The sequence below is a fragment of the Streptomyces sp. CHD11 genome (assembly GCF_018638295.1).
Lineage (GTDB): Bacteria > Actinomycetota > Actinomycetes > Streptomycetales > Streptomycetaceae > Streptomyces.
On the sequence record NZ_JABTTS010000003.1, the window covers coordinates 387,058 to 402,381 of the forward strand.

General features: G+C 72.1%; 13 protein-coding genes. 8 read left to right on the forward strand and 5 right to left on the reverse strand.

Annotated features, from left to right (window positions below; genetic code table 11):
- Positions 1 to 500 precede the first annotated feature (500 nt).
- From HTV45_RS05320 to HTV45_RS05330, 3 genes are all read right to left on the reverse strand, one after another.
- On the reverse strand, positions 501 to 878 hold the full coding sequence (locus HTV45_RS05320; protein ID WP_215204409.1) for a toxin Doc: 378 nt from the start codon (positions 876 to 878) through the stop codon (positions 501 to 503).
- A 3-nt stretch (positions 879 to 881) separates the two neighbouring features.
- On the reverse strand, positions 882 to 1,127 hold the full coding sequence (locus HTV45_RS05325; RefSeq protein WP_103541942.1) for a hypothetical protein: 246 nt from the start codon (positions 1,125 to 1,127) through the stop codon (positions 882 to 884).
- Positions 1,128 to 1,289: 162 nt separating this feature from the next.
- Complete coding sequence (locus tag HTV45_RS05330) at positions 1,290 to 3,539, reverse strand: glycoside hydrolase family 9 protein (protein ID WP_215204410.1); 2,250 nt, start codon at positions 3,537 to 3,539, stop codon at positions 1,290 to 1,292.
- A gap of 220 nt (positions 3,540 to 3,759) precedes the next feature.
- Between HTV45_RS05330 and HTV45_RS05335 the strand changes: the two genes are divergently transcribed.
- The 6 genes from HTV45_RS05335 (at position 3,760) to HTV45_RS05360 (ending at position 11,920) form a co-directional block, all read left to right on the forward strand.
- Positions 3,760 to 6,138 carry a SpoIIE family protein phosphatase gene (locus tag HTV45_RS05335; protein ID WP_215204411.1) on the forward strand — a complete coding sequence of 793 codons (2,379 nt, stop codon included), beginning with the start codon at positions 3,760 to 3,762 and terminating at the stop codon, positions 6,136 to 6,138.
- 146 nt (positions 6,139 to 6,284) lie between these two features.
- On the forward strand, positions 6,285 to 6,620 hold the full coding sequence (locus HTV45_RS05340; RefSeq protein WP_215204412.1) for a YnfA family protein: 336 nt from the start codon (positions 6,285 to 6,287) through the stop codon (positions 6,618 to 6,620).
- Positions 6,621 to 6,761: 141 nt separating this feature from the next.
- A complete protein-coding gene (locus tag HTV45_RS05345) occupies positions 6,762 to 7,280 on the forward strand; it encodes a MerR family transcriptional regulator (protein WP_215204484.1) in 519 nt (172 codons plus the stop codon).
- Between the two features lie 366 nt (positions 7,281 to 7,646).
- Positions 7,647 to 9,866 (forward strand): MMPL family transporter, encoded by a 2,220-nt coding sequence (locus HTV45_RS05350; RefSeq protein WP_215204413.1) that lies wholly within the window; start codon positions 7,647 to 7,649, stop codon positions 9,864 to 9,866.
- Positions 9,867 to 9,977: 111 nt separating this feature from the next.
- Positions 9,978 to 11,243, forward strand: a complete 1,266-nt coding sequence (locus HTV45_RS05355; RefSeq protein WP_215204414.1) for a sensor histidine kinase — start codon at positions 9,978 to 9,980, stop codon at positions 11,241 to 11,243.
- Positions 11,240 to 11,920, forward strand: a complete 681-nt coding sequence (locus HTV45_RS05360) for a response regulator transcription factor (protein ID WP_215204415.1) — start codon at positions 11,240 to 11,242, stop codon at positions 11,918 to 11,920. Before HTV45_RS05355 ends, HTV45_RS05360 begins: the two co-directional genes overlap by 4 nt.
- A 39-nt stretch (positions 11,921 to 11,959) precedes the next feature.
- Here HTV45_RS05360 and HTV45_RS05365 read toward each other — a convergent pair whose 3' ends face one another.
- A complete protein-coding gene (locus tag HTV45_RS05365) occupies positions 11,960 to 12,484 on the reverse strand; it encodes a flavoprotein (protein ID WP_215204416.1) in 525 nt (174 codons plus the stop codon).
- A 208-nt stretch (positions 12,485 to 12,692) separates the two neighbouring features.
- Between HTV45_RS05365 and HTV45_RS05370 the strand changes: the two genes are divergently transcribed.
- Positions 12,693 to 13,142 carry a nitroreductase family deazaflavin-dependent oxidoreductase gene (locus HTV45_RS05370; RefSeq protein WP_215204417.1) on the forward strand — a complete coding sequence of 150 codons (450 nt, stop codon included), beginning with the start codon at positions 12,693 to 12,695 and terminating at the stop codon, positions 13,140 to 13,142.
- A gap of 89 nt (positions 13,143 to 13,231) precedes the next feature.
- On the opposite strand, the gene HTV45_RS05375 is transcribed toward HTV45_RS05370, so the two are convergent.
- On the reverse strand, positions 13,232 to 14,197 hold the full coding sequence (locus tag HTV45_RS05375) for a cation diffusion facilitator family transporter (RefSeq protein ID WP_308309161.1): 966 nt from the start codon (positions 14,195 to 14,197) through the stop codon (positions 13,232 to 13,234).
- A gap of 100 nt (positions 14,198 to 14,297) precedes the next feature.
- Here HTV45_RS05375 and HTV45_RS05380 point away from each other — a divergent pair, with 100 nt between their 5' ends.
- Positions 14,298 to 15,323 (forward strand): glutathione S-transferase family protein, encoded by a 1,026-nt coding sequence (locus HTV45_RS05380; RefSeq protein ID WP_215204486.1) that lies wholly within the window; start codon positions 14,298 to 14,300, stop codon positions 15,321 to 15,323.
- Position 15,324 lies beyond the last annotated feature (1 nt).

Sequence of the window (15,324 nt, forward strand, 5' to 3'; positions counted from 1 at the left end):
CCTTCCCACAGCGCATGTGACATTCGAGCGTTCCGACGCCAAAAAAGGGACTCCGATGTGTGCATACCTCTTCGGCGCGGCGCGGGGGGCACGAATTCACCGGCGGCGATTCGGATCCGGTTCATCAACTCGCGTGTGTCCCCGGCCTTTACCCCCTCGCGGGTGGCTCACTCTCGCACAACCGGCACGCGGCCAACAAGGCGGTCGGCCAAGCTGCGCCCATTGACAGAAAGTCAAAAGCCGAAGGGACCCGCGAATCTCGCCCCCGGCTTTCGACCTGGTGTTTTCCCGCGGTTCACCGCCGCGGCGACACAAGTGACGGCCGGCGCTCATCCGCGCACTCGCCGGTGGCGTTCCGCACCCCCGTGCGATGACCGCGCTTGCGCTGTGACCCCGCGCGCGCTCCCGGCGCACGCCGGAACGCGTTCCCCTGGTCACACCCCTTCCCGGAGGTCGGAGCGGGGTCGGCGGCTCTCCCCCGCGCGCGGTGCGCCGTGGTCTCAGATCTGCCAGGAGCGCAGCCGGTCGGCCGCGGCGTAGACATCGGCGTCGCCGGAGATCAGGTCACGGGCGAGGTCCACCAGGGCCCCGTAGGGCGGGTCGATGCCGACACCGCTGACGAACATGTACGCCACGGCGGTGGAACAGGCGAAGCGGGCGTTGGCCGAGGGCAGCGGCCGGAGCACGGCCAGGGTGTGCAGCAGGGCGGCGGCCCGCCAGGCCGCGTCGGAGTTCACGCCCAGCCGGGGCGGGTCCACGCGATGACGGGCGACGGCCGCGACCAGGGCGGAGAAGTCGTTGACGACGGGCTGGTCCGGAAGGACCTCCTCGTGCCGCTGGAGAAGCCAGGGCACGTCGATGTGCAGCACGGGTGCCATCGGTCAGGCGGCCCGTCCCTCGCCCTTGGCGGGAGGTTCGTCGTCCGGAAAGGCCGCGGCGAACTCGTCCTTGTGGGAGGCGAAGAACCGGCGGAAGGCTTCCGCACCCTCCTGGAGGGCGCGGTGGCGGGCTATGTCCGCCGCGGCCGCCTCCCGCACGAGGGCCTTCATGGACGTACCGCGTTCCTTGGCGATCTGCCGCAGGTCCTCGAGTTCGCGGTCACTGAACTCCACGTTGAGAGCTGGCATGCCATCACGGTACCGCGCAGGTACTCGATCGTAAATAGTCGCAGGTCAAGACATACGCACGGGGGTACCGCAGAACGTCAGCCCGATACCTGGCGGTGCGGATCCCCACGGCGGTCCCCGCGGGCCGGCGACCGGGCGGCCACCGGCCCGCGGGGACGGTCCTCAGCCCTGATCGGCCACGAAGGAGGCCATCCGGGTCAGTGCCGCGTTCCAGTTGATCGTGTGTTCGTTGGTCGACCAGGACTGGATGTCGTCGATGAAGCAGAACTGGCCGACGCAGCCCTGGAGTTTCGACTGGGCGAAGGGGTCCTGGATGCTGGAGTTCGGTCCGCCGGAGAGCGTGCCGGCCGGCGGGTTGGGGGAAGCCGGGTCGAGCTGACGGGCGTACCAGCGGCTGTGCTGGTTCTGCGCGTGCACCTCGCCGTAGCCGGTGACGTAGGAGATGTTCAGGGCGTTGCGGCCCAGGATGTAGTCCATGCTCTGCAGCGCGCCGTCGCGGTACTTCGCGGCGCCGGTGAGGTCGTAGGCGGTGGCGAGGACGACCGCGTTGTTGAGCACCTGGTGGCCGGACCCCCAGTCGTAGACGTTGCCGGGCGGCGCGTAGGGCATGCCGTACGGGTGGGCCTTCAGGGTGGCCAGGTAACGGTCGGCGCCCTGGATCACGGAGCGGCGGACCTTGTGCCTGTCCTTGCCGGGCAGCCGGTTCGGCACGGTCGCGAGGTCGAGCCGGCCGGCCGCGGCGGTGCGCGCCCAGTCGAAGCCGGTCGGGCCGAAGATGTCGGCGGTGTGCACCGGGGAGTTCAGCACGTACTCCCTGAACTGCCGCTCCCCCGTGGTGATGTAGAGCTCGGCGGCCGCCCAGTAGAACTCGTCGGACACGGTGTCGTCGGGATAGGCGCCGCCGCCGATGCCGTCGTCCGGGTCGGCGAGCAGGTCCGGGTGGGCGAGGGCCGCCGTCCATGCCTTGCGCGCGGCCGCCAGCGTCGTGGCCGCGAACTCCTTGTCGTAGGAGCGGTACAGCCGTGCCGCCTGGGCGGCCGTGGCCGCGAGGTTCAGGGTGGCGGCGGTGGTCGGCGGGTGCAGTTCCCGCTTCTGCGGATCGTCGCTGGGCAGCAGCGGCAGCCCGGTCCACTGCTCGTCGTGGATCTTGTGGTGGGCCATGCCGGCCAGCGGCTCACCCTCGGGGACCTGCATCTTCAGCAGGAACTCCAGTTCCCAGCGGGCCTCGTCGAGGATGTCCGGGACCTTGTTGCCGCTCTCCGGGATGTTCAGGGTGCCGTCGCCGAGCCGGTGCGCCTCGCCGGTGCGGGCGTGCCGGGCGCGTTCGTAGGTGCTGAGCACCTCCCACGTGCTGATGCCGCCGTTCACGACGTACTTGCCGTGGTCGCCGGCGTCGTACCAGCCGCCGGTGACGTCGAGCGTGTAGTCGCACTCGCCCGGCCGGCAGGGCACCTCGCCGTCGCCCTGGTTGGGCGCCACGCCGACGTGTCCGGCCGGGCGGCCGTAGCCGGGACGCAGATCGTCGCGGATCGGGGTGCCGCTGCGCTGGGTGTAGTAGCACTTCGCGGAGTCCAGCCGTAGCCGCTCGTACGCGCGTCCGTCGATGTCGAAGGGCCTGCTGGTCTCGCCGTCCGCGGTCAGGGTGTAGCCGGTGCCGCGTCCCCGGTAGGAGCCGAAGTCGAGGGAGTGGACGTTCTGTCCGGACGAGCCGTCCACGCCCCGCGGGACGGTCCAGCCCTTGCGGACCACCCGGCCGTCGTCGTCCCTGAGCTTCCAGGGCAGGCGCTCGACCGCGTCGGTGACCAGGGTGGCGTTCTTCGGCCCCGAGGGCAGGTAGGCGACCTGGTTGACCCGGACGCGGGGGCCCGTGTCGGGCTCGTACGGCTCGGGGGCGACCCCGCCGAGCAGGGAGACGTCGTCCACGCAGAAGCGCCAGGGGTCCGCGCTGCCGCCGAGCTGGAAGCCGACCTGCCCCGTGCTGGTGTCGACGGGGGAGGTGAAGGTGTACGCGTAGGTGTCCCCGGAGACGCTGAGCTGCGGTGACACCTCGTAGTAGGTGTCGTACGGCTCCACCTGGAGGCCGACGACGGCCCGCACGACATGCCCGGCGGGTGAGCCGTCCGCGCTGAAGGAGAAGCGGTACGACTCTCCCTCGACCAGGGTGAGGTCGTTCTGTCCGACGACCGCGTCCCAGCGGTTGGCGGTGCCACCGGGGACATCGGCGCACAGTCGGCCTTCCGACGTACCCGCGGTGACGTCGGCCGACGCCCACCAGGAGTCGGTGCCGGCGTCGAAGGTCCCATTGCGCACCTGTTCGACCTCGTCGGCCCCGGCCGGCGGGGCGGGCATGGCGGTGAGGGCGGTCGCCAGCAGACCGGTCAGGGACAGCAGTGCGGTTCTGCGTCTGTTCACGTCTGGGCTCCTCTGGGGAGGTGCGGGTGTCATGGGAGCGCTCCCATGTCCGTACGCGGACCATGGTTGTGGCAGGGGTGACGGTCCGTCAACGGTCGGGACAGGACCGGTGACGGCCGCCCCCCGGGGTCGTTCGCGTTCGCGTGGCGCTCCGACGCACTAGTCTGGGACTCTGGCGGTACACCGGTTCACGGTGAGTGTGCGCGATGGAGTGGCGACGATGAGGCCGGACGACCCGTTCGACGATGCCGTGGCGGCCAGGGCCGTCATCGCCCCCGACGGCACCCTCACGCGGTGGAGCGAAGGCGCGCGTCTGCTGCTGGGGCACACCGCCGAGGAAGTCGTCGGGCGCCCGGCCGCCGGCCTGCTGGCCCGCGGTGGCCCGCCCCGGCTCCCGGCCGACCGCTGGAGCGGCACCCTCGCGCTGCGGCGCCGCGACGGCGGCACCGTGACCGTGTGGGTGCTCGCCCATCACCGGCAGCCGGACAGCGGTGGCCCCGGGGAGTGGCTCGCCGTCACCCCGCTGGAGGTCCCGGCTCACGACCTGCCGGACGATCCACTGGTCAGGGCCGCCGCGTTCCAGTCGCCCTGCGCCACGATGGTCTTCGACGAGGCGCTGCGGCTGCACGGGGTCAACGACGCCATGGCACACCTCCTCGAACTGCCGGCCGACCAGCTGCGCGGGCTGCGGCCCACCGACGTCGGCGGCCGGCCGCAGCACAGTGAGCTCGAGCGGCATCTGGACCAGGTGCTGCGCACCGGCCGGCCGTACGAGATGCAGACGTACATGAAGGCCACCGGCGAGAGCCGCGCGCACGCCTGGCTGGCCCGGCTCGCGCCGCTCACCGACCGGGCGCGCCGGGTGCGGGGCGTGTGCGTGACGGCCCACGACTTCACCGAGCAGTTCCGGGCGCGGGAGCGGCTGCAACTGGTCAACGAGGCCAGCAGCCGCATCGGCACCACCCTCGATGTCACCCGTACGGCGCAGGAGCTGGCGGAGGTCTGCGTGCCCTCGCTGGCCGACCTCGTCAGCGTGGACCTGCTGGAGCCCGACGAGCCCGGCGGTGAGCCCGTCGGCCCGCTCACCGTGCCGGTCTCGCTGCGCCGGGTCGCCCACCAGTCCCTCACCCCGGGCAGCCCGGAGACCATCGCCGACGTGGGTGAGGTGGTCGTCTACCCGGCCACCGCGCCCCACGCCGACTCGCTGATCGCGGGCCACAGCGTCATGGCCTCCGTCGCCACCGGCGACCTCGACCCCTGGCTCGACATGGACCAGGCACGGGCCCGGCAGATCCGCGAGCACGGCGTGCACTCGATGCTTGCCGTCCCGCTCCAGGCACGCGGCATCACGCTCGGCGTCGCCGCCTTCACCCGCTTCAGCCGGCCCGAGGCGTTCACCTACGACGACGTACTGCTCGCCGAGGAGGTCACGGCGCGCGCCGCCGTCTGCATCGACAACGCCCGCCGCTATTCCCGCGAGCGTGAGACCACCCTGGCGCTCCAGCGCAGCCTGCTCCCCCGCTCCCTGCCGCGCACCGCCGCCGTGGAGGCGGCCACCCGCTATCTGCCGGCCGCCCGCACCGGAGTGGGCGGCGACTGGTTCGACGTGATCCCGCTGTCCGGGATGCGGGTGGCCATGGTGATCGGGGACGTGGCGGGTCACGGCATCCAGGCGTCCGCGACCATGGGCCGGCTGCGCACCGCGGTACGCACGCTCGCCGACATCGACCTGGCCCCCGACGAACTGCTCACCCACCTCGACGACCTGGTCCACCATCTGTCCCAGGAGGCGGGCGGCGACCCGGGTCACAGCGAGGTCGGCGCCACCTGTCTGTACGCGGTGTACGACCCGGTGTCCCGCCGCTGCACCCTGGCACGGGCCGGGCACCCCGCGCCGGTGCTGATCCCGCCGGGCGGCGCGGCCCACCACCTCGACCTGCCCACCGGCCCGCCGCTGGGCGTGGGCGGACTGCCCTTCGAGTCGGCGGAACTGGAGCTGCCGGACGAGGCGGTGCTGGCGTTCTACACCGACGGACTGGTCGAGTACCGCGGGCGGGACACCGAGGCCGGGTACGCGCTGCTGCGTGAGGCGCTGTCCGACGCCTCCGGCCCGCTCGACGAGACCTGCGACCGGGTGCTGCAGTCCGTGCTCTCGCCGGGCGTCCCGAGTGACGACGTGGCCCTGCTGCTGACCCGGACGCACAGTCTGCCGTCCGCGCAGGTGGCCACGTGGGACATCCCCGCCGATCCGGCGCTGGTCGCCCCCGTCCGCAAGCAGGCCGTCGACCAGCTTGCCGCCTGGGCGCTGACCGAGGCCTCGTTCACCGCGGAGCTGGTGGTGAGCGAGCTGGTCACCAACGCCATACGGTACGGGGCCCCGCCCATCCGGCTCCGGCTGATCCACGACGCCTCCACGCTCATCTGCGAGGTGTCCGACACCAGCCACACGGCTCCGCATCTGCGCCGGGCCAAGACCTGGGACGAGGGCGGCCGTGGGCTGCTGCTGGTCGCCCAGCTCACCCAGCGCTGGGGCAGCAGACACACGGCCGACGGCAAGACCATCTGGTCGGAACTCTCCCTGACGGACGGGGAGATGTGAGCCTGGCGGCCGGCCCGGTCGCGGCGCCGGCCGGGCCCGCCGCCGGGCCCCCGCCTCCTCCCGCGTGCCGGTGAGGGCTGCGGCCGCGAGGGGCCCGGGAACCCGCTGACGAGCACGCGCGCCGGCCGCCGGTAGGGTCGGCCGGTATGACCGTCGCCCGATCCGCCGCCCTGTTCATCGTCGCCGCCCTCTTCGAGATCGGCGGCGCCTGGCTGGTCTGGCAGGGCATCCGCGAGCACAAGGGCTGGATCTGGATCGGCGCCGGCGTCATCGCGCTGGGCCTGTACGGGGTGGTGGCCACCTTCCAGTCCGACGACAACTTCGGACGCATCCTCGCCGCGTACGGCGGGATCTTCGTGGCCGGGTCGATCGCCTGGGGCATGGTCGCCGACGGCTACCGCCCCGACCGCTACGACGTCGCCGGAGCCCTGGTGTGCCTCGCGGGCATGGCGTTGATCATGTACGCGCCCCGCGGCCACTGACCAGCGGGCCGGCGGGGCGCCCGCGGCGGGCACGGGAGACGCCGCGTCGCGGGATGTCCCGGCAGCGCGCCGCGGACACCGGCTGTTGACCCTCACGTGGCGTCAGGCTCCATAGTCTCCGCTGTGGAGAATCACTGGACCGTGGGACGCGTGGCCGGCCTGGCCGGCGTGAGCGTCCGCACGCTGCATCACTATGACGAGATCGGGCTGGTCCGGCCGTCGGCGCGGACCCCGGCCGGGTACCGGGCCTATTCGGCGGGCGACGTGGAACGGCTGCGGGAGGTGCTGGCCTACCGGCGGCTGGGCTTCGGGCTGCGGGAGGTCGGAGAGCTGGTCGGCGACCCGTCCACCGACGCGGTAGCGCACCTGCGCAGGCTGCGCGGTCTGCTGCTGGCGCGGCGCGATCGCGCCGAGCCGGTGCCCGTCCCGTGGGACTGCGCCGACGGCCTGTTCGAGGCGTACTGGCGCCGTCCGGAAGCATATCTCCAGGATCATGTGCGCCGGGCGGTGTCGGTGTGGACGCGGGTCGGGCCGCAGGCCGAACAGCGGGCGGTTCGCCGCCTCGGGGACGACCTCGGCTCCGGCCGATGGGCCGAGCGCAACAGCGACCTCGCCGGCCTCGACGCGGCAGACCTCGGACTCCGCCTGCTCGTGGCCTGAACGGCGGCGCGCCTGTCAGGACGGGCCGCGCGTCCGGTCGGCGGAGCCCGTGTCACACCCCTGATCGCTTCGCCCGTGCGCGCCTGCGCGGCCCGTCACGGCAGGTCCGTGGCGGGGTGGTCGGTGACGAGGGTGCGGAGTCAACTCCCGCGCAGTGCAGGGCGGTTCGGCGGTCACCACCCCGGGCGGGCAGCCGCCTCGCCGCACCGGAAGGTGAGCTACCGAACCGACCGCACGGCCGTGCGCCCCGCAGGTCCCTACTACGTTCTCAGTAGCGGCAACTGCCAGCAGGCGTACGACGACACGGCGGCCCGCGTCCCGAGAGGCTGGGCGGACAACCAGCACCCCATGGGGAGACCTCCTGCCGTGGCCATATTTCTTCACCGAACGGGCCGTCTGGCCTTTCGGCACCGTTGGTACATCGTTCTGGTCTGGGCGGCCGTCCTGGCCTTCACCGGACTCAGCGCACTCAGGGCTCCGGAGGCTTCCGACAAGGGGTTCTCCATGCCGGGCATCGAGTCCCAGCAGGCGTTCGACCTGATGGAGCGGCGTTTCCCCGGAACCGCCGCCGACGGTGCGACCGCCCGCATGGTGTTCGTCGCCCCGCGCGGGGAGCAGATCACCGCTCCCGGGAACAAGCGGGCCGTAGAGGAGGCCGTGGCTTCCCTGGCCGACGGCCCACGGGTCGTGAGCGCGTCCGACCCGTTCCGGTCGAAGTCGCTGAGCCAGGACGGCCGGACGGCGTACGCGACGGTCACCTACGGTGTCGGGGCCAAGGAACTCACCGATGCCGACAGGAGCCGGCTGGAGGGGGCCGTCCACCGCGCCCAGGATGCGGGGCTGACCGTCGAGGTGGGCGGCAAGGCCCTGGACTCGGGCGGCGGGCCGGGCGGCACGGCCGAACTGATCGGTGTGGCCGTGGCCGCCCTCGTCCTGCTGGTCACCTTCGGTTCGCTCGCGGCGGCAGGCCTGCCGCTGCTGACCGCCCTGATCGGCGTCGGGGTCAGCCTGGCAGGCATCCTGGCACTGGCCCACGCGCTGGACCTGTCCGCGACGACGAGCATCCTGGCGATGATGCTGGGTCTCGCGGTCGGCATCGACTACGCCCTGTTCGTCGTCTCCCGCTACCGTGAGGAGCGCGCCCGGGGCCGTGCGCCGCAGGAGGCCGCCGGGCTGGCGGTCGGCACGGCCGGGTCCGCGGTGGTGTTCGCCGGGCTCACCGTGGTCATCGCCCTGGCCGGACTGTCGGTCGTCGGGATCCCGATGCTCACCAGGATGGGCCTGGCCGCGGCCGGTGCGGTCACCGTCGCGGTACTGATCGCCCTGACCCTGGTCCCGGCGTTCCTCGGCTTCTGGCCGGACGCCGTGCTCACGCGGCGGGACCGCGAGGGCGGCCGGACCGGGGAGCGGAGCACCCCGGACAACTGGGGCACCCGCTGGGCGCGTTTCGTGCTGCGGCGTCCGCTGCCCGTGCTGCTGGCGGGCGTGGCGGGGCTGGGGGCCCTCGCCCTGCCGGCCATGGACCTGCGGCTGGGCAACCCCGGGGACGAGGCAAAGCCGGTCTCCACCACCGAGCGCCGCGCCTACGACGCACTGGCCGACGCGTTCGGGCCGGGCTTCAACGGACCCCTGACCATCGTCGTCGACGCCCGGGGCGCCACCGGCGCGAAGGACGCCGTCGAGTCCGTCACCCAGCGCATCGGTGACACCGAGGGGGTCGTCTCCGTCTCCCCGGCCCGCTTCAACGAGGCGGGTGACACGGCTGTCTTCCAGGCCGTGCCGTCCACGGCGCCGACCGACGAGAGGACCCGGGACCTGGTCACGTCCATCCGGGACGACCGGCCCGCGATCGAGTCCCGGACCGGGGCGACGTTCGCCGTCACCGGCACCACCGCGGTCGACATCGACATCGCCGGGAAGGTGCAGTCCGCTCTGCTCCCCTACCTGATCGTCGTCGTGGGCCTCGCGATCGTCCTGCTGATGCTGGTCTTCCGGTCCCTGCTGGTCCCGTTGAAGGCGGCCCTCGGATACCTGCTGTCGGTGCTGGCCTCGCTGGGCGTGGTCGTCCTCGTCTTCCAGCAGGGCCACGGCGCCGAACTGCTGGGAGCGGAGCACACCGGCCCGGTCATGAGCCTGATGCCGATCTTCCTCGTGGGTATCGTCTTCGGCCTGGCGATGGACTACGAGGTCTTCCTCGTCTCCCGGGTGCGCGAGGCGTACGTCCACGGCGCATCGCCTCACGAGGCGGTCGTCAGCGGATTCCGGCACAGCGCCCGGGTCGTCGCCGCGGCCGCGCTGATCATGGTCGCGGTCTTCGCCGGATTCATCAGCGAGAGCGACTCCATGATCAAGATCATCGGGTTCGGACTCGCCGCGGCCATCCTGTTCGACGCCTTCGTCGTACGGATGGCGATCGTCCCCGCCGTCCTCGCCCTCCTCGGCCACCGGGCCTGGTGGCTGCCCGGCCGGCTGGACAGACTGCTGCCCCGCGTCGACGTGGAGGGCGAGGCGCTGGACCAGCGGCCCGCCGCGGCGGATCCGCCATCGGCCGGGTCGCCGGCCGGCCGGGAGGTCTCCCGCACCTGACATCGCTTCCCCGCGGCCGGGGCCACTCGTGTTGGACTACACGGGTGGCCCCGGCGACCGTCCGTGAGGGCGGACGGCGGCACATGTTCCGAAGCACCGACGGAGAACCGTATGAGAACCAGCCCTGAGCGCTGTACCGACCGTTTCGAGCGGTACGCCGACCGCCATCCGCGCGTCGTCGACACGGTCCTGGTGCTGGTACTCATGGCCTGCGCGATCGTGGGCAGCGGTCTCACCAGGCCCGGCGCCGCTCCGCCTCAGCGGGACACCCCCGTGCTGATCGTCATGGGCGTCTCGTGCCTCGTCCTGTTCGCACACCGGAGCCGCCCGCGGACGGTCGCCGTCGTGAACGCGGTGTGCATCGTGGTCGTCACCGCGCTGGGGTACGTGCTGACCCCTCTGCTGCTGGCCCCCGTCATGGCGGCGATGTACTGGCTGACCACGCACACCGGCCTCAGGACCGCACGCCTGCACAGCGCCACCACCGCGGCGGCGCTGATGGCCGCGTCAGCGCTCTTCGACCCCACCTACGCCTCGTCGCCCGTGCCCCGGTCCATCGGCTACTGCTTCTGGCTGCTGCTGCCGCTCGCCGCCGGGAGCATGACCAGGCTGCGCCGCGCCTATGTGGCGTCTGTGCAGGCCCGCGCCGAGCACGCCGAGCGGACCAGGGAGGAGGAGGCACGGCTGCGCGTCACCGAAGAACGCATGCGCATCGCCCGCGAACTGCACGACGTCGTGGCTCATCACCTGGCCCTGGCCAACGCCCAGGCGGGCACGGCCGCCCACTTCGCGCTCACCGATCCGCCCCGGACGAAGAAGATCCTCACCAGCCTGACCGACACCACGTCCTCCGCACTGCGCGAGCTCAAAGCCACGCTGGGGCTGCTGCGCCACGACGGCGGCCCGGACTCCGCGCCGCTGGGCCCCTCTCCGGGACTCGCTCTCCTGCCCGAGCTGGTCGCGACGTGTGCGTCCGTGGGGCTGACCGTCACGGTCGCCACGACGGGCGAGCCCCGCCCGCTCACCTCCGGGGTGGACCTGACCGCGTTCCGGATCGTGCAGGAGGCGCTCACCAACACCACCAAGCACGCCGCCGCGGACGCGGCGCACGTGCGTCTCGACTACGAGGAGTCCCGACTGCTGATCACGGTCACCGACGACAAGCCGTCCGGCGCGAGCGACGCGGCCGCGGCCGGGCCGGGCCGGGGATTCGGCATCATGGGCATGCGCGAGCGAGCCCACAGCGTCGGCGGCACTCTCCGCGCGGGCCCCCGCCCGGGCGGGGGCTTCGAAGTCACGGCCGGCCTGCCGTTCCCGCCCGCCACCCCCGACGCGGCGCCGGACACCACAGAGCATCCGACAGGAGAACCAGCATGACCATCACGGTGCTGCTCGCCGACGACCAGACCCTGCTACGGGCGACGTTCCGGATGCTGATCGACTCCTGCGCGGACATGACCGTGGTCGGTGAGGCCTCCGACGGCGCGGAGGCGGTGGACCTGGCCCGCGCCCACCGCCCCGACATCGTCCTCATGGACATCCGTATGCCGGGCACGGACGGTCTCGCCGCCACGTCCGCCATCTGCGCCGACCCTGACCTGTCCGCCACCCGCGTCCTCATCCTGACCACCTTCGAGACGGAGGAGTACGTCGCCCGTGCCCTGCACGCCGGTGCCAGCGGCTTCCTCGGCAAGGACGTCACCACCGACACGCTGCTGGCCGGTCTGCGGACGGTGGCCTCCGGCGAGGCACTCCTGTCCCCCGCCGCCACCCGTACCCTCATCGCGAACTTCCTGATGACACCGTCCCTCGGCACACAGCTCGTGTCCGCACAGCGGCTGTCGGAACTCACCGCCCGAGAACGCGAGACGATGGCCATGGCCGCCGCGGGCAGGTCCAACACCCAGATCGCCGAGGCACTCACCCTCAGTCCGCTGACGGTACGCACTCATATCTACCGCGCGATGGCGAAACTGGGCGCCCGCGACCGCGCCCAACTGGTGGTCATCGCCTACCAGACCGGCCTGGTGCAGGTGACCCCGACCACGCCCTGACCCGCGCAGGCGCACCGGTGGAAGCCGACGGAACGCGCGTCAGTCCCGTCGCAGCAGGTCCAGTGCCTTCCCCCAGCCGAACTCCGGTCGCGTGCCGTCCGGTTCCGGATCGCCCTCGTACGGGTCACCGAAGCGCACACCCATCCCGCGCAGCCGGGTGAGGCTGTCCCGGTAGGCGGGGTGGGCGGCCAGCGCGCCGGCGACGCACGGCAGGACGGCGATCGGCACTCCCAGACCGGCGGCCTCGCACAGGGTGCCGAGGGCGAGGGTGTCCGCGACACCCGCCGCCCATTTGTTGATGGTGTTGAAGGTGGCCGGCGCGACCACCACGGCGTCGGGGGCGGGAAAGGGGCGCGGCTCGCCCGGGGTGCGCCAAGCCGATCTGATCGGGCGGCCGGTCTGCGCCGCGACGGCGGCGGCGTCGAAGAAGCCGTCCCTGGCGACCGGGGTCGCGATGACACCGACCTCCCAGTTCCGTTCCTGTGCGCGGTCGATCAGCCGGCTGACGTCCGCGGCGACACCGGCGGCGCAGACCACGACGTAGAGGAAGGGCTTGTCGGTCACCCGTACACCGTAGTCACCGGCGGAAACCCCGATCGCCCCTCCCGCGGCGCGGGCGCCGGGATCCCGCCATGAACACCCGCGCACTTGCGATGCCGCTGTCCTCCCCCGCGTCCGCCGCGCTCATGACGACGGGACGAACTCCGTGTGCGAGGGTGTTGCGGCAGTGATCGACTCTGCGGCAGTACGCGAGAACGACGGGAAGGATGCCATGCCTCTGCAAGGCGAGTACGAACCCAGTCCGACGCGGTGGGTGCGCGAGCAGGTGGAGCTGTACGAGAGTTCCGGGGGCACGGAGGGGACGACCCTGCAGGACACGGGGATGCCCGTCGTGGTGCTGACCAGCCGGGGTGCCAGGAGCGGCAAACTGCGCAAGTCCCCGGTGATGCGGGTGGAACACGAGGGCCGCTACGCGGCGGTGGCCTCGCTGGGCGGAGCTCCCCGGCACCCGGTCTGGTACCACAACCTCAAGGCCGACCCGCACGTCGAACTGCAGGACGGGCCGTCCAGGTGGGACATGACGGCCCGTGAGGTCACCGGCGAGGAGAAGGCGGAATGGTGGAAGCGCGCCGTCGCGGCCTTCCCCATGTACGCCGAGTACCAGGAGAAGACGGACCGTGAGATTCCCGTCTTCGTGCTGGAACGCGACGACCGGGACTGACGGAGGGTCCGGTGGCCGGCGGACCGGGCGTCGGAGGTGAATCCTTCGCCTCGGTGCGCATGAAGCCACCGGCGCCGGGCACCCGTGGGTCAGGCCCCGCCGCGTTCCCCCGTCGCGGCGGGGCTTTCCCATGCCTCGCACGCCTCCGGGGAGCCCCGCTCGGTGACGTCGAGGAAGATCTGGTCCGCCTCGGGGACCGTACGGGCGATGGACCGCTTGATGCGTACGGCGACCAGCTCCACCCGCTCGCTGTCCAGTCCGGGCATCAGATCGACGCGGGCGGCCACCAGTACCGTGTCCAGGCCGGTCTTCATGGTGAGGAGCGCCTCGACACTGTCGATCTCGGGCTGTGCCCGCAGCAGCTCCCGGATGCGCGCGCTCGCCTCCGGATCGGCGGCCTCGCCGATCAGCTGGTCACGAGCCTCGCGTCCGAGCCGGAAGGCGACATAGACCAGCAGCGCCCCGATGGCGAGCGAGGCGGACGCCTCCCACACCACCTGCCCGGTGATCATGTGCAGCGCCATGCCCGCGATGGCGAGGGTGACTCCCACCACCGCGGTGCCGTCCTCGGCGACCACCGTGCGCAGTGCCGGATCCCGCAGTCCGCTGCCCATGCCTCCCTGCCGGCGCACCTGGTACAGGGCGCGCAGCAGGGAACCGCCCTCGGCGAGCAGGGCGATACCGAGCACGACCAGTCCGGCGACATAGCCGTTCAGGTCCTCCCCGCCGCCGTTCCTGAAGGCCTCGACACCCTGGTAGAAGGAGAAGCAGCCTCCCATCACGAAAATGCCGACGGCCGCGAGCAGGGACCAGAAGAAGCGCTCCTTGCCGTAGCCGAACGGGTGACGGCGGTCGGCCGGGCGCCTGCTGCGGCGCAGCGCGGCCAGCAGGAACACCTCGTTCAGGCTGTCGGCGACCGAGTGCGCCGCTTCCGACAGCAAGGCGGGGGAGGCCGCGGCCAGTCCGCCGACGGCCTTGGCGACGGCGATCACCAGATTGGCGGCGAGCGCCACCAGCACGGTGATCCGGGTTCTGCGATCCGATCGAGTAGTCACCTTCGGCCGATTGCCCCGGTCGGCCCAGCACACACCGTGCCGTCGGCGGAAAACGGGGAACGCGGTGAAGGGACATCCGAACGGCGACGAGGAGAGCATCATGGGCCCCGACGACGGGGGCGGCGGCAACAGTGCGTACGGCAGGAAGAAGTTCAAGAGGTCCAGGGCCCACTTCGCGGACCGGATCACCGCGGACGGCCGGGACGGCCCGCCCGTGGAGGCGGGGCGCTACCGGCTGATCGTGAGCCGGGCCTGTCCGTGGGCGAGCCGGGCCCTGGTGTCCCGGCGCCTGCTCGGTCTCGAGGACGCGCTGTCCCTGGCCGTCACGGACCCGGTGCAGGACGACCGGAGCTGGCGCTTCACCCTGGATCCGGACGGCCGCGACCCGGTGCTGGGCATCCGCTGTCTGAGCGAGGCCTACGACCGTCGGGAGACGGGCTATCCGGGCGGGGTGAGTGTGCCGGCGATCGTGGACGTGCCCAGCGGGAAGCTGGTCACCAACGACTACCAGCAGATCACCCTGGACCTCGCCACCGAGTGGACGGCCCTGCACCGCGACGGGGCGCCGGATCTGTATCCGCCGGCGCGGCGCGAGGAGATCGACGCGGTCATGGACGACGTCTTCCAGGACGTCAACAACGGCGTGTACCGGGCGGGCTTCGCCACGGACCAGGAGGAGTACGAGGCCGCGTGCACGGCCCTGTTCCGGCGCCTGGAACTGCTGGCGGAGCGATTGGAGGGGCAGCGGTACCTGGTCGGTGACACCATCACCGAGGCGGACATCCGGCTGTTCACCACGCTGGTGCGGTTCGACGCGGTGTATCACGGCCACTTCAAGTGCAACCGGTGGAAGCTGGCCGAGAACCGGGTGCTGTGGGGTTACGTCCGTGACCTGTACCAGACGCCCGGTTTCGGCGACACCGTGGACTTCGACCACATCAAACAGCACTACTACCGGGTGCACACCGGTATCAATCCGTCCGGCATCGTGCCCCTCGGCCCCGATCTGTCCGGGTGGACCACGCCCCATCACCGTGAGGAGCTGGGCGGCCGGCCCTTCGGGGACGGCACGCCGCCGGGGCCGGTCCGGGCCGGCGAGGAGGTCCCGGCGCACAGCCGTCCCTGAC